This window comes from Chitinophaga sp. CB10, from assembly GCA_001870995.2.
In the GTDB taxonomy this organism is placed as follows: Bacteria; Bacteroidota; Bacteroidia; order Chitinophagales; family Chitinophagaceae; genus Chitinophaga.
Window position 1 is genome coordinate 24,757 of record MLAV02000017.1, and the last position, 18,706, is coordinate 43,462.

15 protein-coding genes are annotated in these 18,706 nt (G+C 52.4%); 6 read left to right on the forward strand and 9 right to left on the reverse strand.

The genetic code is table 11. The annotated features are described in order from the left end of the window. Positions 1–36 precede the first annotated feature (36 nt). Positions 37–1,602: a glycerol-3-phosphate dehydrogenase/oxidase gene (locus tag BOC67_RS20475; RefSeq protein WP_291912996.1), complete on the forward strand. Its 1,566-nt coding sequence runs from the start codon at positions 37–39 to the stop codon at positions 1,600–1,602. 75 nt (positions 1,603–1,677) lie between these two features. Here BOC67_RS20475 and BOC67_RS20480 read toward each other — a convergent pair whose 3' ends face one another. From BOC67_RS20480 to BOC67_RS20495, 4 genes are read right to left on the reverse strand one after another with little or no spacing between them, the layout of a single operon-like run. After that, positions 1,678–2,271, reverse strand: coding sequence for a nitroreductase (locus tag BOC67_RS20480; protein WP_291912999.1), 594 nt, complete (start codon positions 2,269–2,271; stop codon positions 1,678–1,680). Between the two features lie 12 nt (positions 2,272–2,283). After that, on the reverse strand, positions 2,284–2,718 hold the full coding sequence (locus BOC67_RS20485) for a thioesterase family protein (protein ID WP_291913002.1): 435 nt from the start codon (positions 2,716–2,718) through the stop codon (positions 2,284–2,286). A gap of 20 nt (positions 2,719–2,738) precedes the next feature. Next, the gene (gene rdgB, locus BOC67_RS20490) at positions 2,739–3,320 is read right to left on the reverse strand and encodes an RdgB/HAM1 family non-canonical purine NTP pyrophosphatase (RefSeq protein ID WP_291913005.1); all 582 of its coding nucleotides are present in this window, start codon (positions 3,318–3,320) and stop codon (positions 2,739–2,741) included. Positions 3,321–3,327: 7 nt separating this feature from the next. Then, positions 3,328–3,825: a hypothetical protein gene (locus tag BOC67_RS20495; protein ID WP_291913009.1), complete on the reverse strand. Its 498-nt coding sequence runs from the start codon at positions 3,823–3,825 to the stop codon at positions 3,328–3,330. A 132-nt stretch (positions 3,826–3,957) separates the two neighbouring features. On the opposite strand from BOC67_RS20495, the gene BOC67_RS20500 reads away from it, so the two are divergent. The 3 genes from BOC67_RS20500 (at position 3,958) to rpsG (ending at position 6,243) form a co-directional block, all read left to right on the forward strand. Further along, positions 3,958–5,055 (forward strand): branched-chain amino acid aminotransferase, encoded by a 1,098-nt coding sequence (locus BOC67_RS20500; RefSeq protein WP_291913012.1) that lies wholly within the window; start codon positions 3,958–3,960, stop codon positions 5,053–5,055. Between the two features lie 310 nt (positions 5,056–5,365). After that, positions 5,366–5,746 (forward strand): 30S ribosomal protein S12, encoded by a 381-nt coding sequence (gene rpsL / locus BOC67_RS20505; RefSeq protein ID WP_012789278.1) that lies wholly within the window; start codon positions 5,366–5,368, stop codon positions 5,744–5,746. 29 nt (positions 5,747–5,775) lie between these two features. Then, positions 5,776–6,243, forward strand: a complete 468-nt coding sequence (gene rpsG / locus BOC67_RS20510; protein ID WP_291913062.1) for a 30S ribosomal protein S7 — start codon at positions 5,776–5,778, stop codon at positions 6,241–6,243. 655 nt (positions 6,244–6,898) lie between these two features. Here the strand turns inward: rpsG and BOC67_RS20515 are convergent. Genes BOC67_RS20515 through BOC67_RS20535 form a run of 5 tightly spaced genes read right to left on the reverse strand, consistent with a single transcriptional unit; the run spans position 6,899 to position 14,866 of the window. Continuing rightward, a complete protein-coding gene (locus BOC67_RS20515) occupies positions 6,899–9,985 on the reverse strand; it encodes a hypothetical protein (RefSeq protein WP_291913065.1) in 3,087 nt (1,028 codons plus the stop codon). Positions 9,986–10,003: 18 nt separating this feature from the next. Further along, positions 10,004–10,381, reverse strand: a complete 378-nt coding sequence (locus BOC67_RS20520) for a hypothetical protein (protein WP_291913067.1) — start codon at positions 10,379–10,381, stop codon at positions 10,004–10,006. A gap of 55 nt (positions 10,382–10,436) precedes the next feature. Next, positions 10,437–11,603, reverse strand: a complete 1,167-nt coding sequence (gene porV, locus BOC67_RS20525; protein WP_291913070.1) for a type IX secretion system outer membrane channel protein PorV — start codon at positions 11,601–11,603, stop codon at positions 10,437–10,439. 31 nt (positions 11,604–11,634) lie between these two features. Further along, positions 11,635–12,141 carry a T9SS type A sorting domain-containing protein gene (locus BOC67_RS20530; RefSeq protein WP_291913072.1) on the reverse strand — a complete coding sequence of 169 codons (507 nt, stop codon included), beginning with the start codon at positions 12,139–12,141 and terminating at the stop codon, positions 11,635–11,637. Between the two features lie 10 nt (positions 12,142–12,151). After that, the gene (locus tag BOC67_RS20535; RefSeq protein ID WP_291913074.1) at positions 12,152–14,866 is read right to left on the reverse strand and encodes a tail fiber domain-containing protein; all 2,715 of its coding nucleotides are present in this window, start codon (positions 14,864–14,866) and stop codon (positions 12,152–12,154) included. Between the two features lie 627 nt (positions 14,867–15,493). Between BOC67_RS20535 and fusA the strand changes: the two genes are divergently transcribed. Both fusA and BOC67_RS20545 read left to right on the forward strand, forming a co-directional pair. Next, positions 15,494–17,638, forward strand: coding sequence for an elongation factor G (gene fusA / locus BOC67_RS20540; RefSeq protein WP_291913077.1), 2,145 nt, complete (start codon positions 15,494–15,496; stop codon positions 17,636–17,638). A 332-nt stretch (positions 17,639–17,970) separates the two neighbouring features. Then, the gene (locus tag BOC67_RS20545; protein WP_291913079.1) at positions 17,971–18,702 is read left to right on the forward strand and encodes a glycosyltransferase family 2 protein; all 732 of its coding nucleotides are present in this window, start codon (positions 17,971–17,973) and stop codon (positions 18,700–18,702) included. The last annotated feature ends 4 nt before the right edge of the window (positions 18,703–18,706 follow it).

Below are 18,706 nucleotides of genomic sequence, written 5' to 3' on the forward strand. Positions count from 1 at the left end.
CTTTCTGTAGCCTGACCGCTGGAAAATAAATAGTATATGAAAAGAGAAGAAATTGTCGCATCGCTGCGCACTGACCTGGAGCCATGGGATATCATTGTCATCGGTGGCGGCGCCACGGGCCTGGGCGCCGCCCTGGAAGCCGTTACCCGGGGCTATCGCACCCTTCTGCTGGAGCAGGTCGATTTCGCCAAATCCACTTCCAGCAAAAGTACCAAACTGGTACATGGAGGGGTCCGGTACCTGGCCCAGGGGGATGTGAGCCTCGTGCGCGAAGCCAGCGTGGAACGGGGGCTGCTCACGCGCAATGCGCCCCACCTGGTCCGCAATCTCTCTTTCGTCATCCCCACCTTTTCCTGGTGGGAAAACCTGAAATATACCATCGGGCTGAAGATGTACGACTGGCTCGCCGGCCGGCTCAGCCTGGGCAGGTCCAAACATATCTCCAAAACCGAAGCGCTGGAACGCCTGTCCACCCTCAGGGCGGAAAAGCTGGCCGGCGGCGTGCTTTACCACGACGGGCAGTTCGATGACAGCCGCCTGGCCATCAACCTCGCGCAAACCATCGCGGATAAAAATGGAACGGTACTCAACTATATGAAAGTCACCCGGCTGCATAAGGATGAAAGGGGTAAAATATCCGGGGTAACGGTAGGGGATACACTAAACGGAGGCGCTGATATCCATCTCAATACCCGCGCCGTTATTAATGCTACCGGCGTTTTTGCGGACGATATCCTGGAAATGGATAACCCCGCCGCTCCTAAATCCATCGCTGCCAGCCAGGGCGTGCATGTGGTACTGGATAAAAAATTCCTGCCCGGCCACGACGCGCTCATGATCCCCGCTACCAGCGACGGGCGTGTGCTGTTCGCCGTCCCCTGGCATAACAAAGTAGTAGTGGGCACTACGGATACGCCGGTGAATTACATCACGCTGGAACCGCACGCGCTGGAAGAAGAAATTAATTTCATCCTCGCTACGGCTGATCAGTACCTGGCCCACCCGCCCCAAAGGTCCGATGTACTCAGCGTTTGGGCCGGACTCCGCCCACTGGCCGCCGCCAAAGCGGAAGGCCATAAAACCAAGGAAATTTCGCGCAGCCATAAGATAATTGTCGCCAAATCCGGCCTCATTACCATCATCGGCGGTAAATGGACGACCTACCGCCGTATGGGCCAGGATGTGGTGGAAAAGCTGGAGCAAACGCTGGTTTGGAAACCAACGGAAACCGCTACACGACATTTACAGATCCACGGCTCCACCGATCATGTGAACTGGGATGATCCCTGGTACTTTTACGGCAGCGATGAAAAGCATATCAAACACCTGGAAGCCCGCCATCCGGAACTCGGGGAAACACTGAGCCCGGCATACAGTATCAATAAATCGCAGGTGGTTTGGGCCGTGAGGGAAGAAATGGCCCGGAATATTGAAGATTTCCTCGCACGGCGGGTAAGGCTGCTGTTCCTCGATGCGAAGGAAGCAATTCGTATAGCCCCGGCCGTAGCCGACATTATGGCGAAGGAACTGAAAAAGGATCAAAACTGGATCAACGAACAAATAGCATCCTTTAACAAGGAAGCGCAATTATTCCTGCTGTAAAAAAAGGGGAGGGCAGGATGAAACGTCCTGCCCTTCCCGGGTTGTATCAGTATGCTGCAATGCTGCAGCCGTCCGTTACATCCATTTAAACTTCTCTTCCGCAGGCTTTACGCGTTTGCCCGCAGGCGCAGGCTCGTCGGAATAGCCTAAGTAGAAGAAGCCCAAAACCTGGTCTTCTTCGCCCAGTCCCAGGTAATCTTTCATGGCAGGGTGGAAGGTCATTCCGCCGGAGCCCCAGTAGCCGGAAATACCGCGTGCATTGGCGCTCAGCCACATATTTTGCACAGCGCAGGCTACGGATGCCACTTCTTCCACAACGGGAATGTTCGGTTTGTTACCTCTTTTCATGGTAATGGCAATCACGTGGGAAGCCAGGTCGCCCTGGGTTTTCAGCTTATCGTAGTTGCCTGCGATGTACTTTTCAGCAAGTGTATATTGTTTATACATTTCTGCGTGGGCGGTGCAAAACTCCTGCACTTTTTCGCCACTGAAAATCACGAAATACCAGGGTTCGGTGTAGCCGTGGGTCGGCGCCCAGTCGGCCATGCGCAGCAGCTCACGTACTGTTTCGTCCGGGATCTTTTTCCCGTTCATGCTCGTAGGCTTAATGTTACGGCGGCTGCTGATAATGTTATCCACAATGGTGGCTGGTGTTGTTGTATCTATCATGAGTTGCTGTTTTTATTTTTCAAGACTGGCCTTCATTTCGGGCGTCAGTCGCGCTACTTTTCTCGTATTGTAATCAAAGCAAACCATGCCGGTTTTGCCTTCTGCAATGGTAATGTTTTTTTCGGCCCGGGTGGTGGTGATGCGGTAAAACAGTTCAAAGCCGAAAGTGCTGAACTCGCCGGCGGCTACTTCCACCAGGAGGATGTCCCCGTGGAAAGCCTCGCCTTTGTATGCGATGGCAACATCGGCCATGATCAGCCCCGTGTTGGTGGCCAGGTCCAGCTCCTTATACCCGATGGATTGCAGGTATTGCAGCCTGGACTCGTGCATGATGCTGAGCAGGGCGTCGTTACCCACATGCCCGCCGTAATTCACGTCCTGGATGCGTACCGGAATTTGGGTACTGAAAGAAAAGCTGGCCGGTAAATCAATTTTTATTCTTGCCATTATACTGGTTTAGGGAGGTGTTATTGTAAGTCCTTGAGGAATGCCACGAATTTTTGAAAGGCTTTTGCGCGGTGGCTATACTGGTTTTTCTCGGAGAGTTCCATTTCCGCGAATACCTTGTCGGCGCCATCCGGGATGAAGATCGGGTCATACCCAAAGCCTTTGCTGCCTTTCACCTCCGTAGTGATCCGACCTTTACACACTCCTTCGAATTGGTATTCTTTATTATTTAATATGAGGGAGATGACAGTGCGGAATTGGGCCGATCTATCGGCTTTGCCTTCCATCTCCTCCAATACCCGCCGGATATTGTCATTGGTACTCTTATGCTCGCCGGCATAACGGGCGGAAAGGACACCGGGCGCGCCGTTCAGAGCGGCTATTTCGAGGCCGGTATCTTCCCCGAAGCTGTTGGCGCCGGTCATCCGGTGAATGGTCACGGATTTTTCCCGGGCATTGGCTTCCAGGGTGTCGTGCGGCTCGGGAATGTCCACATCAATTCCCGCCTGCAGCAGGGTGACGATCTCGAACTGGTCACCCACCAGCGATTTAAATTCCCTGACCTTATTCTCGTTGTTCGTCGCAAAAATTAGTTTCATCATCTGTTAACTATATCGTCAGTAATTGTTTGAGTCCTGCCCACAGCCTTGCTTTCAACGCCTTATCCGCGCCGATGACCTGCAGGCCGTCGGAAAAGAGGATGGCGCTGCCGCCGATGGTGAACAGCTGGTAATTCGGCAGATCGTCGATGGCCAGTTGCCCGGGTGCGATGCCAAATGCAACGGCCTGGTTTATTTTAATAGCCTGCTGCCAGTCGGCAAAGCTGAGATCAGGGTAGGAGCTGATGTTAATAAGGGCTACATCCTGCATTCCCAGTTTACAAGCATTTAATATATTGGTGAGGAGGTTGAATAATTCGTCGTTTAAATAGGGTTCGTTTTCGTTTTGTATGAAGAGCGCAACGTTTTTTTGATTTTCTCCTAAAAATTTGACTTTAGGAATCGATTTTTGCGGGCTGGCAGTTCCGCCTGATTTCCCGGGAATGATCGGCTGGGCAAAGAGTTTCGCCAAAAAGTACGGGTCCAGTTGCAATTCTTCAAGCGCCATAGTTATTATAATTATATTTTATATGAAGGTCCCGCGTGGGGAAAAATCAGTTTATTTGCACAGTCGTGCCTTTCCAGGCAGGATGTTGCACACAACGAAAGTGTAAAAATATTGAGATAAAATTGATTAACCATGATGGTAGCTAAATCAACAGTAAAGGAAGAAGCTGTTAAGAAGATCAAGGTCACCAAAACAGAGCACAGCAGAATAGGTGAGGTAGATTTCAACAACCTGGTATTTGGTAAAAAGTATGCCGACCATATGCTGGTGGCAGATTTTGACGGTAAAGAGTGGACCGATCCCAGGATTGTCCCTTTTCAGAACTTTTCAGTGAGTCCTTCCAATGCGGCCTGGCACTACGGTCAGGCGATATTTGAGGGTATTAAGGCGTACAAGGATCCTCAGGGCAACCCGATGATCTTCCGCCCATACGATAACTATAAGCGTTTCAATCTTTCCGCGGAGCGGATGGGCATGCCTGCTGTACCTGAATGGTTGTTCATCGGCGGTATGGATATGCTGATCGACCTGGACCGCGACTGGGTGCCAACCGGCGAAGGCTGCTCCCTGTACCTGCGTCCGTTTATGATTGCGGCGGATGAGTTTATCGGGGTGCGTCCGTCAGATACCTACCGGTTTGCTATTATCAATTCTCCGTCCGGCCCATATTTTAATAAGCCTATTAAATTATTGGTGCAGGACAAATATGTACGCGCTTTCCCTGGCGGGGTAGGTTATGCCAAGGCGGCCGGTAACTACGGCGGCGCCATGTATCCGACCCAGCAGGCGCGCCAGCAGGGCTTCGACCAGATCCTCTGGGTAGATGGTTACGAGCATAAATACCTGCAGGAATGCGGTACCATGAACGTTTTTGCCATTATCGGCAATACCGCCATTACGCCGGACCTGACCCAGGGCACCATCCTGGAAGGCGTTACCCGTAACAGTGTGATGGATGTGCTGAGGGATATGGGGCTGACGGTGGAAGAAAGGCCTATTTCCATTGACGAGATCGTGGAGGCATATAATAATGGCAGCCTGCGCGAGGTATTTGGCACCGGAACTGCCGCCAGCGTAGCTTACGTAGAGCAGCTGGATTACAAGGATAATCACCTGAAACTGGATACCAATAAATATGAAGTAGGCGCGGAAGTGATCCGCCGGCTGGACGGCATCCGTACCGGCAAGGCGCCGGATACCCGCCACTGGAATTACATAGTAGGCCAGTAATCAGCTTGTTATATAATTAATAATAAGAGAACTTATGCCGGCAGATGGCATAAGTTCTTTTTTTGACGGGAGGTGATTTTTTTTATGGTAGATTTCGGGAGAAATCATACCTTTGCGTTCCGGTTACAGGTAAGCGTATCAATTACCTAAGGAACCAAAGCCACTTCCGGGGTAGTTGCACCTGTGGTGTGACAAAAAAATTTCGAAACAATTTTGTTATTCACACATATAGTTTTACCTTTGCCGTCCCAAAATCCCATACGGGAAATTTGGCCGTCTTAGTAAACCGACATAAAAAACTAGGTAAAGAATGCCTACTATACAACAATTAGTAAGAAAAGGAAGAGAAATTATCCGGGCTAAGTCCAAGTCCAGGGCATTAGATAGCTGCCCTCAGCGCCGTGGCGTTTGTACCCGTGTGTACACAACTACGCCTAAAAAACCTAACTCCGCATTGCGTAAAGTAGCGAAAGTGCGTTTGACCAATAAAGTTGAGGTGATTGCATACATCCCTGGTGAAGGTCATAACCTGCAGGAGCACTCTATCGTACTGATCCGTGGTGGAAGGGTAAAAGACTTACCAGGTGTTCGTTATCACATCGTTCGCGGTTCCCTGGATACTGCTGGTGTGAAAGACAGAAAGCAGAGCCGTTCCAAATATGGTACTAAAAAGGAAAAGGCTAAAAAATAATAATTAATAATAGTAGTAATTTTCAATAAATGAGAAAGCAAGCTGCAAAGAAATTGCCTCTGGCTCCAGATCCAAGATTTAATGACAAGCTGGTTACCCGCTTTGTTAATAATGTTATGGAGCAAGGAAAAAAGAGCATTGCCTATAAAATTTTCTACGATGCTGTGGATAAAGTGAGCCAAATGACCGGCGAAAACGGTTACGAGGTTTGGAGAAAGGCACTGACAAACGTTACTCCTGCTGTTGAAGTTAGAAGCCGCCGTATCGGTGGTGCTACCTTCCAGATTCCTTCTGAGGTTCGTCCTGACAGAAAAGTATCTCTGAGCATCAAATGGTTAGTTCGTTACGCTAGCGAGAGAAATGGTAAGAGCATGGCTGACAAGCTGGCGAATGAAATCGTAGCAGCAAGCAAAGGTGAAGGTGCAGCTTTCAAAAAGAAAGAAGATACTCACCGTATGGCTGAAGCTAACAAAGCTTTCTCTCACTTCAGAGTATAGTAAATGCCCTAACCGGCAAACTCAATATATTTGGCGAACAGTTCTGTTATCGGAACTGTTCGCCTTTTTATGTTTGGGAATGCGGTAATGAAATGAAGCGGGAGCGCTTCCATGGACCGGGGCCGGTGGGGGGAGTGGGTGCTTACTGCCTGGATTACCTGGTCAATACCCGGGAATGAGATGGAGCAGGCAGGCATTCATGAACCGGGATCAGCTCTTATTGCTGGTCAATACCCGGGGAATGAGATGGAGCAGGCAGGCATTCATGAACCGGGGATCAGCTCTTATTGCTGGTCAATACCCGGGAATGAAATGAAGCAGTCTGGCAATCCATGAACCGCAATAAGCACTTATTGCTGGTCAACGCCGCGAATCAAATGAAGCACCAGCGTTCCGGGGAGGCTAATCAGCACTTTTTGCCGGTCAAGGTCGCGAATGAAATGAAGCCGGCCGGCATCTCCGAACCCGTATTCCCCTGAAGGTAATGAGCCCTCATTGCCTTTCGCTAACCCGGTCAATACCGGCAGCGCCCTTATGCAAATACCCCACAGCCGGGACGTGCCGGCAAAACGAAATTAAATCTCTTCCCCCTCCCCATAAAAAAAGCCGGAGTAAAAACCCCGGCCTCTAACCATTTAGTTCCTCGACTAACAAATTATTTCACATTCACCAGCACCCGGATCTTACCTTCCTTGCCGGTAAGCTCCTCGAGCGCTTTTCCGAGCGCCTGGCCCGGTTTCAGCTTGTTGATATCCGCTTTCATGGCGTAATCCGGCCTGCTGGCAGTAACGAGGATATCCCCGCGGTGGATCACACCGCCTTCATCGCAAACCTTGGTCGGAATCACACCTACCACGCCCATCGGCACCTGGTTCGACAAATCATCGTCGATGCCACTTTCCGTCAGCAGTACCCCCGGCTTGGTCGCATAAACGCCCGCTACCAGGGTGGAGTAAGCCTCCTGGGACCTTTCCACCGTACGGTCGGCAGTAGTGGAGATGACCAGTACATCGCCGGCTTCGTATTGATTAATATGACCGTTCACGGCAAAGGATTCCGCCACATCCGCACCGCTGTTCTGCGTACCGCCATTGAAGAAGCCCCGGCCGGCTGAGTTGATCCTGGCCACGTTCACCGTAGGATTGCCTGATCTTAAAACGAGAATGCTACCGTTGCTGCGTTGCTCCAAGGTCAGCACCGGGTTAGTATTGGCCGTATTGAAGTTCACCATGCGTCCGGCGCGGCCCTGCCCAAAGTTAGGCACCCAGGCATATAATGCATTACCGGTACCATCGGCAGTGGTTTCCACACCATCGCCATTGTTGGATGCACTGGCCGTAATGGCGTTACCGTTACCGTCCGCAATCGCGATCAGCGCGGGGCCATTACCTGCCGGATTGGAAGCATGGAACAGCCCTGCATATCCGCCCGTACCGGAAGATATGCCGTATATACCCGCTGTTCCGAAATTGGCAAACTGGGAGTTCACTTCCCCTCTTACCGCAGGGGAGGTGCCTGTAACCTTATCCACCATAAAATTACCGGCAATACCGTTACCCACTGTTTTCACGGTGATAACATCGCTGAGGTTGGCCGTATTGAATATCTCGAAACGGCCGGCACGACCGGTAGCAAAAGATGGCACCCACGCATAGAGGGCGTTTCCGGCGCCGTCAATGTTGGCTTCCACGGCATTTCCATCCTTGCTGGCATTGGCAGTGATCGCATTGCCATTTCCATCAGTAATGGCTACCAATGCAGGGCCATTGCCGGAAGTGTTGGAAGAATGGAATAATCCTGCAAAGCCGCCTGTTCCGGAGGATACGCCAAACACGCCCGCAGCGCCGAAGTTGCCGAATATGGTCTTTACTTCCGCCCTAACGGCAGCGGCTACACTATTGGTATTATCGACCAGGAAGGAACCTGCGTTACCCAGCGTATTGTCCGGTATGTTACCGTTACCGTTGGTAACCACTTCCATTACATTGGCGCCGGTATTGATGTTGTTGAAGTTTTCAAAACGTCCGGCCCGGCCGGTACTACCGTTCAGGCCAACCTGGCCATATACGCCAATACCTGTATTGGAGCTGTTGGTGGCAACGAAACCTCTAACGCCATAACCACCGCCATCGTTCCGGCCCACTACGGCGCCTGCAATGTCGCTGGTGGTTCTGCCCACGACGGCCTCGCCACCGCCGTTATTATCCCCCACCACACCTGCGGAAGTAAGCGCCGTGGTAATACCATGTACGCCAAAGCCGGAGGTGGTAGAGCTTCTTACGCCGGCTCCGCTTCCGGAGCTGGTCACGTTTACCACCGTACCGTTACCCACAGTGCTTACTGCCAGCGCATTATTGTTGTTCGCATTGTTGAAAATTGAAATAGACGCGGCGATGCCATTGTTGCTGACGGCCGTCAATCCTGTACCAGTGGCGCTGTTGGCATATACGCCGATACCATTTGCCGTAGCGTTGCCATACACCCCGAGTCCGTTCGGGGTAGTGCCGTATATACCCCAGCCGCTTCCGTTCTGGGAGCCATACACGCCGATGCCGAGGCCGCCGGTGCCATTATTGATACCCCGTATGGCGGATGAAAAGCCGCCGGGAGAGGTGCTGGTGATCAAGCCGCGCACGGCTGCCGCATTGGCGGTTGTCGTATTATTGATCCCTTCCAGGGAAGTACCATCGCCATTGTTCGCAATGGAAAACAGCGTACTGGCATTGTTTTCAGCGGCCACAAAAGGCAGTGTTAAGGTACCGCCGCCGCCACCGATGGATGCCGGTAGCCACTGGATACCGTCGAATCGCAGGAACTGGTTGGCTGTGGGCGCCACTGCGCTCACGGCTACCCCCTGGATTTTTGCCACCGTCGGGCCGGGATAGTTGCCGGTAAGGTCGCCGGAGGCCGGGCCGGTGGATAATCCGGATGGCCCCTGTGGTCCTGCCGGTCCTTCAGGGCCTTGTGGTCCCGCCGGGCCTGCAGGTCCTGCTGGTCCCACAGGGCCGATAGCTCCCGCAGGTCCTGCCGGTCCGATTGGCCCTGCTGGTCCCATAGGGCCTGATGGGCCTATGGGACCCTGTGGTCCTGGTGCGCCTGCCGGTCCAACCGGTCCGGTTAAGCCCATAGCGCCTTCAGGGCCCGGGTCACCCTGTGGTCCTGCTGGTCCCACGGGTCCCACGGGGCCCGCTGGTCCGATTGGTCCTGCCGGTCCCACGGGGCCTATTGCACCTGCCGGTCCGATTGGTCCAACCGGGCCTTGTACGCCCGGAGGGCCTGCTGGTCCTGAGGGGCCTGCCGGACCTTGAGGTCCTGCCGGTCCTGCAGGGCCGGGCTGACTGTTAGCCGCGTATAACGCAAATGGCACGCTGGCCAGCTGGCTGGTACCCAGTACGCTGAAGGGGCTACCGTTGACAGATGCTTCCACCTGGATATACTGATTGGCATTTGCCCATGGCACGGCGGCGAAAGTACCCGTCACCGGCGTACCACCGCCTATCTGCAGGGTAAAGAGTCCCAGTTGGTTACTTACTACATCGTGAGTTTCCTGGTATTGTACAGGTCCGTTTGCAGCGCCGCCCAGTACGGAGATCCTTACTTTGAGCGCTGTGTTGGCCAGCACAGTACCGTTGGTATTCCTGGCTACAGCCTGGTAGTTGATGCGCTGTAAGCTGGTCTGGCCGGAGGCTTCGTGGACTACGGCCATCAGGAACAGTATAAGTATAAAGTTTCTCAATAGCATAATCTGCTTTTTTAAAGTTTAGTTTTTCTTACCTCCTTCCACTCCCTGGTTGGGAACCTGGAGTCTGGCTGGCATGGAATCGTTGCTATGGGCGGCCGGTTTGTCCGAAGCCGTGCTGCCGGCATTGGATTTACTGGCCCTGGCCGTGGTTGCCGCTGCGTTATTGGTAGTACCGGCCGGTTTGTAATTGGTGAAAATCCTGTCCTTCGAAGGCCGGTCGGGCGTGGTGACAGCTTGTTTGTTGTTCGCATTAGCATGTTGGTTGATAGCATCTATATCCTGTTTCATGGTAGGAAACAGCCGCTGCCTCAAGGAAGTGCCTTCCTTGGATTCCTGCGCATGGGCCGCCATGCCCAGGATGCAGCAAATGATGAGTAGTTTTAATCGTCTTTTCATATTTTATATGGAGGTTTAACAAGTAATTGAATACTGATTAAAGCAATGATCCCTGCTAGTGATCTTTGTTGATGTTATAGAGTAGGGAGAACATGAGTGTTTTTTTCTGGTACAGGCTGCCGTCGGTCGGGATGAGGTAAGCCATGTCCAGTTCCACATTGGAAAACCTGACACCCAGGCCGCTTGTAAAATGCTGCCGGTAACCTTTGTTCGGATGCTCATAGAAGTAGCCTGCGCGGAGGAATAATGTCTGTTTATAGGAGTACTCTACGCCCGCGCCGATCGTGAATTCCCGCAGTTCTTCCCTGAACCCGTCCGGGGCATCCCCGAAGGAGGAGAAGATGGATTCCACCACGCCCCTGTTAGGGTCTTTTCCTTTGAGGATCTGATTGGTCATCATACCGTTTGAATCCAGCGCATAAATAGGCGGGGTGGGCACGAGGAGTTTGTTTACTTCCACGGACAGCGTGAAGGTGTTGTACTCGGTGTTCACAAAGGCGTAACCGCCGCCCAGCCGGAGGTTCATGGGCAGAAAGCTTTTCCGCTCCTTATCGTCCGTGTAGGAGAGTTTGGTGCCGATGTTGGTGATGCTGACGCCAAAGCTGTAACGGTTGCCGAAGTCCAGGTTATCGGCCGTGTTCTGGTAGTAGAAGCCGATGTCGCCCCCGACGGCGGATGCCGGTTTTTGCTGCAGGCCGTTATAGTTTCCTTCCCCCAGCTGGCTGCGGATATACCGCAGGGAGATGGAGAGGGAGGTACGTTGGCCCAGTTTCCGGGCATAGGTACCGTCTATGGAAAATTCACGGGGGTTATAATCCTGCAGGACGGTGCCGTTATCATCCCTGAAGGTCATACTTCCGTAGTTGAAGTATTTCATGGACAGGCCTACGCCCTGGTTGCTTTCCTGGCCAAAGTTTTTGAAAGCGGCTACGTAAGCCATATTGGATTCACTGTTATTGAGTTCCCACATCCAGGGCGCGTAATTGGCGCTTACGCCCCAGTCGCCGGCAAATACAATTTTTGCAGCGTTGGAAAACAGTGCGTTTACATCAGGGGTCAATCCCGTGGGTGCATTACCGGTACCGCTGCTTCGGGCATCGGGGTTTACCAGCAGAAAGCTGGCGCCGATGTCGGGCGGCCGCTGTCCACTTTTTTGCGCCATCAGCACTGATGGAGCATACAGCATGCACACAAGCAAAATCAAATAGAACTGTTTTTGCATAATGGTAGCTTTTATCTGAGTGCGATGAATGTTATTGAATAATGATTTTTTCAAAGAAGATCTGCGGTCCTACCTTGATCTTCAGGCGGTAAATACCGGCAGCGAACCTGTTGACGGCGATGACGACTGTGTTTCTGCCGGCGCCCATCGACTGACCTTCCCGGTACATGCTCTGCCCGGCTGTATTGATCAGTTCAATGTTGACGAATGCGCCGGCGAGGAGGTCCAGCTGGACTTTCAGATTCGTGGATGCGGGGTTGGGGAATACGATATACCCTTTTACCACGTTGGCGGCCGGGTCAACCGGCGGCAGTTCTTCCGGTTGCTGGAAGCCCTGGGTGAGCAGCACGCGGCCGTCGGTGATCAGCGTGATCATGGGTTCTCCGATGGTGTACTGAATCCGCGTATTACCCGCTGTGCCGCTACCACCCGCCGTTGCAGTCACCTGCCTGTTGAGGATAAGTTGAGCATGAGCAACAGTAATGCACACACTCATCAGGAAGAGTATGCAAATACCTGCACGTGTAAATACATTCATAGCGATACTGTTAGTGTGTTTGATTGATATTGGATGCTGTTGTTTTTGGTTGATCGCCTGCACCTGATCTTACAGTGGCTTCCAGTTGAAGGATCCTTTGCGTCAGGGCTTCCATGTTGCGCAGCGCGGCTTTCAGCTCTTCGTTTTCTTTCCGCAGTGTAGCCAGATCCGTTACCTGAGAAACCAGTTTTTGGTTGACTGATTGTAGTGCTTCGCAGCGTTTGTTGAGCGCCTGCAGCATGATGAGCATAATGCCGTCCATATCTCCACTGTTTATAAGGGTGTCGCAACCAATTTTACCGTACCTGTCTTTTCCGAACGCGGCGAAAATTTCCTGTGCAAACGGGCCGTAGTGCCGGTATTCCGCCGGGGAAAAGGATTTGTAGTTCCAGGATCCGAGCCGTAGCTGGCTGAGCTTTTGGAGGAATTCCTCTCCATCGGCCGCCAGGAACTTTTCCTTTTTGGTGGAGTCGGATACTGCGCTCCAGGAGCTGCTGCCTGGCACCAGTTCCGCGCCGACTGCCGCGGGGCCTGCCTGGGTGTAAAACCTGTACCCGCCTGCGTACCTGGCTACAAACTGGTTGGCCTGCGTATTCACTACTACGTCCGTTCCTGAGTTGTCGCCCATCACCATGGCGCCGCTATAACCGGCGTTTTTAGCGTACCGGCCTATTGCGATGCTATAATCGCCGTCGGCTGCTACTGTATCGCCCAGGGCTACTGCGCTCAATTTGGAAGCATAGCACCTGGTGCCGATGGTAACGGAGCCGGAGCCGCTGGCTTCATTGGCCCTGCCGAGCGCAATGCTGGTGTAGCCGGAGGAAACGATGGCGTCGCCTACGGCCAGGCTGCCAAAACCGCTGGCGGTTACGTTGGTGCCAAAGGCAACGGAGTACAGCCCGGTATGGGCGTCGTCCCATTCGTTAGTAACGGCCTTGCCTGCACGAAAACTTGCTTTGCCGGGGTACCACATCATTCTCCATCCCGGCGCGGCAGATGGGATGCTGCCGGTGGCTAGTTGCCCTGCTGCGTACAAGCCCCCGTAATCGTCCACTACGAAGGTGGAGTTAACGGGTCCGAGGCCTCCCGGATTAGTGGAAAGGGTGAGCTTTCCGACGTCGTCCAGGTTAATTCCTGTATTAGCCGGCTGGTTGGTCAGTTTAAAACCGCGCAGCTGGATGTTGGTAGTGGCAATGTGGTTACCGAGGTTATCGCCGGTGAGGTTTCCCGGTATCCAGTCAGTGCCGTTAAATACCAGTCCCTGGCCATTTACAGGAGGGGTTGGGGAGACGTTAATGCCGCGGATGCCGGCTACCATCGGATTGGGGTAGGTACCGGTGAGGTCGCCTCCGGCTGCGCCGGTAAGGCTGCCTGCCGGCCCTACTGGTCCTTGAGGTCCTGCCGGTCCGATTGCTCCTGTAGCGCCGACGGGTCCCTGTGGTCCTGCGGGTCCTTGCGGGCCTGTTGCCCCGGCGGGTCCGGCTGGTCCCATTGGGCCGGTTAGTCCAACGGGGCCGGGGATGCCCTGGTCGCCTTTAGGTCCGGCTGGTCCTGCGGGGCCCATTGGTCCCTGGATGCCGTCATCGCCTTTGAGACCTTGCGGGCCTTGAGGGCCAGTTGGGCCGGTGGCGCCGGTGAGGCCAATCATGCCTTGGGGGCCTGTGAGGCCTTGTTCGCCTTGTGGGCCTTGGGGGCCTTGGGGGCCGGCTGGTCCTGCGGGGCCTTGTATGCCGGGGTCACCTTTGGGGCCTGCGGGGCCGGTGATGCCGGTGGGGCCTATGTCGCCTTTATCTCCTTTATCGCCTTTGAGGCCTTGAGGGCCGGTGGCGCCGGTGAGGCCGATCATGCCTTGGGGGCCTGTGAGGCCTTGTTCGCCTTGTGGGCCTTGTGGGCCTTGGGGGCCGGCTGGTCCTGCGGGGCCTTGTATGCCGGGGTCACCTTTCGGGCCTGTGGGGCCGGTGATGCCAGCGGGGCCTGTGTCGCCTTTATCTCCTTTATCTCCTTTATCTCCTTTATCGCCTTTGAGGCCTTGGGGGCCGGTAAGGCCGGTGATGCCTTGCGGGCCAGGATCACCTTTAGGTCCTGGATCACCTTTAAGCCCCGCCGGTCCCGCAACACCTGCTGGTCCTGGATCTCCTTTAGGTCCCGCTGGTCCCGCCGGCCCTGCAACACCTGCTGGTCCTGGATCTCCTTTAGGTCCCGCTGGTCCCGCCGGCCCTGCAACACCTGCTGGTCCTGCATCGCCTTTAGGTCCCGCCGGGCCCGCCGGCCCTTGCACTCCCTGCAGGCCCCGGGGTCCGGGAGTCCCCGCGTTGGCGGCATACAGGGCATAAGGCACCGCAAATAACTGGGCAGTACCCAATTCGCTGTAACTGCCACCATTGATGGCCACCTCTACCCGCAGGTATTGGTTGGTGTTTGCCCAGGGAATAGCTGCAAAAGAGCCATTGGTAGGGGTTCCGGTACCAATCTGCGTCGTAAATAAGCCCAGTTGATTCGTTATTAAATCGTGTGTTTCCTGGTATTGGACCTGGCCACCGGGAGAGTTGTCCAATACGGAGAAACGTATCTTTATCGGCTGGTTAGGAACTGCGGTACCATTTGCATTACGAACTACCGCTTGATAATTAATGCCGCCCATACCGCTTTGGGCTTTGGTTTGCTGAGGTTGAAACAGGCATATGCATGCGATCAGCAGGCATAAAACCCTAAGGGAACTTTTCATTTTGCAGAAGTTTTCTTTCTATGGAATGGGATTAAACTCTTGCTCGTTGTGTCCTTCTGCGTAGAATAAATGGAATTGCGGGGCGCCACAATGCACACAAAGTCAACCTGTTATTGCGCCGGCAAAAACGGTATCATGTGCTAATGCATAAAAGAAATTACATGCTATCTGTCTGACTTGATGTTGCTCCAACTAAGCCCATTGTGCAATGCAGGGGTCCTCTCGTTTCGATTTTGGTAAAACTCGGGGTCAGGATAAAATGATACAGAATAAGTAGTAATCTTACATATGTGCATTAGATTTGAATAAACAAATACGGTTTCCCGTGTTTAAACACTCATCATGCTGATTTCCAGTCAATAGTTATCACCCGTCCCAATGGAACATAAAAAACTGCAAAAATGTTCTCTAAATTATCAAAACAATTATTACTCCGTTGAGAATAAATGAAATACGGCAGCAAATTTTCCAAATCCGGTTGATTTTTGCCGGTTAGTGGCTACCGGGAAAAAATCCCGAAATTCGTTAAGGAATAAATAACACTATCGCAGGTCAGCGCGTTTTATTTATTACGAAAAAAAGATTACCTTTGCGCCCTAAATTGCATTATTTAGTCATTTTAATATTATGGCAGACTTAAAATTTCAAAGGAACTTTGGTATTGCGGCGCACATTGATGCGGGTAAAACCACTACCACAGAGCGTATCCTGTATTATACAGGTAAATCCCATAAGATTGGTGAGGTACACGAAGGTGCTGCAACCATGGACTGGATGGCACAGGAGCAGGAGAGAGGTATTACCATTACATCTGCTGCTACCACTTGTTTTTGGAATTTCCCAACTTTACAAGGTAAGCCACAACCAGATACTAAACAATATAAATTCAACATCATCGATACTCCGGGCCACGTGGACTTTACCGTAGAGGTAGAGCGTTCCCTCCGTGTACTGGATGGTCTGGTGGCACTGTTCTGCGCCGTATCCGGCGTTGAGCCTCAGTCTGAAACCGTTTGGCGCCAGGCTAACCGCTACCGCGTACCACGTATCGGTTTCGTTAACAAAATGGACCGTGCAGGTGCTGACTTCCTGAACGTAGTTAAACAGGTTAAAGAAATGCTGGGCGCTAACCCTGTTCCTTTAACCCTGCCTATCGGCGCTGAAGATACCTTCAAAGGCGTGGTTGACCTGATCACCATGAAAGGTATCATCTGGGACGAAGAAGGTAAAGGTGCTACCTACCAGGAAATCGACATCCCTGCTGATATGGTGGACGAAGCCAACGAGTGGAGAGCTAAACTGGTTGAGGCAGTTGCTGACTACGATGATAAACTGATGGAGAAATTCTTCGATGATCCTAACACCATCACCGAAACTGAAATCCACGAAGCTATCCGTAAAGCGACTATCGACATCGCTATCATCCCAATGATGTGCGGTTCTTCCTTCAAAAACAAAGGTGTACAGAAAATGCTGGATGCGGTTTGCCGCTACCTGCCTTCTCCACTGGATGTTGAGGCCGTTAAAGGTACCAACCCTGACACTGGCGAAGATATCGAGCGTAAACCAGATGCAAAAGAACCATTCGCTGCACTGGCGTTCAAAATCATGACCGATCCTTTCGTAGGTCGTCTGGCGTTCTTCCGCGCTTACTCCGGTCACCTCGATGCAGGTTCTTACGTTCTCAATACCCGTACCGGTAAAAACGAGCGTATCTCCCGTATCATGCAGATGCACGCTAACAAACAGAACCCTATCGATTTCATCGAAGCTGGTGATATCGGTGCGGCTGTAGGTTTTAAAGATATCAAAACCGGTGATACCCTGTGCGATGAGAACCATCCAATCGTACTGGAATCCATGACCTTCCCTGAGCCGGTAATCTCCATCGCTATCGAGCCTAAAACTCAGGCTGATGTGGATAAAATGGGTATGGCCATCGCTAAACTGGTAGAAGAAGATCCTACCCTGAAAGCGAAAACTGACGAAGAAACCGGTCAGACCGTTCTCTCCGGTATGGGTGAGCTCCACCTCGAAATCATCGTTGACCGTATGAAACGTGAGTTCAAGGTTGAAGTAAACCAGGGTGCGCCTCAGGTTGCTTACAAAGAAGCCCTGACTGCGAAAGTTGAACACCGCGAAACGTTCAAGAAACAAACCGGTGGTAAAGGTAAATTCGCTGACATCCAGGTTGAAATCGGCCCTGCTGACGCTGAATGGCTGAAAGAAAACGACGGTAAATCATTCCAGTTCATCAACGATATCTTCGGTGGATCTATTCCAAAAGAATTTATCCCTGCGGTTCAGAAAGGCTTCGAAGCTTCCATGAACCAGGGCGTACTGGCTAACTACCCGCTCGTAAACCTGAAAGTTCGTCTGTTCGACGGTGGCTTCCACGCGGTGGACTCCGATGCGATGTCTTTCGAACTTTGTGCAAAACAAGCTTTCCGTGAAGCTGCCCGCAAAGCTAAACCAGTTCTGCTGGAGCCAATCATGAAAGTGGAAGTTCAAACTCCTGATCAGTACATGGGTGACGTAACAGGTGACCTGAACCGTCGTCGTGGTATGCTGGAAGGTATGGACTCCAAAAACGGTGTACAGGTAATTAAAGCAAAAGTTCCACTGAGCGAAATGTTCGGTTACGTAACTCAGCTGCGTTCCCTGTCTTCCGGTCGCGCTACTTCCATCATGGAATTCTCTCACTATGCTCCGGCTCCAAACAACGTTGCTGAAGAAGTGATCGCGAAAGTTAAAGGAAAAGTAAACGCTTAATCTCTAAGCGAAACGTATATCCTAAAGGGTGTCCCGGTTTACCGGGACACCCTTTTTCTTTGTCCTGCCATCCCCCTAAAATGCTATTGCAGTTGCAGTGTATTTGAGTATTTTAGATGTAATAACCTGCAACTGATAAATGCTTTTTTGCCTGCCAGGGTTTTCGGATTTCCGGGAGCCCTTTTTTTATGCCCGCAATAGAGGGGATCGCTTCTTTAAACGTCAATAGGATAACATGCGACAATAACCTGCATTAATTACTGATAGCCAATTGATCTATGTCCTTGTCATTGACGATATCTGCACCTCCTGCAACTGTTATAATAAATCCGGTGGAACCGGATATTCTCACTACTGGCCTCGACCTTATCCTGCCGTGCTGGAACCCGTCGGGGCAGTGGGTGGAATCCCTGATTCGCCACTACCATGAGCTGACCTCCCTGATGCCGGAGGTACCGGTACAACTCATACTGGTAAACGACGGCTCCCGGGAAAATTTTACCTCCCAGCATATTGCCTGGCTGGAAGCTGCTATCCCGGGGATTATTATTGTAGACAATAAAGTCAACAGGGGGAAGGGGTACGCGGTAAGGTCCGGCGTAAAGCATGCGCGGCATGCCTACCAGGTATATACCGACCTGGACTTCCCATTCGGGGTCAGGGCTGTCAAGCAGGTGTACGATGCCCTGTGCCAGGGCACCGATATCGTTGCCGGAGAAAGGGGAGAAGCGTACCTTCGGGAGCTGCCCCGCAAACGGAGGATGATTACCCGCATCAGCAGGGCCATGAACCGCTTTATCCTCCGCCTGAAGGTGGACGATGCCCAGGCAGGTTTAAAGGGCTTTAACCGCCGCGGAAAGGACGTGCTGCTGCAAACGGAGATAGATGGCTTCCTGTACGACAGCGAGTTTATTTACAAGGCAGGGAAGTACCCGCGGCTCAAGATGAGTACAGTGCCGGTGCTGTGCCGCCCTGATATCAGGTTTTCAGCTTTTCGCACCAAATTGCTGTTGAAAGAGCTGCGTAACTACTTAAAAATCATCACGAGTACAAATATTTCATAGACAG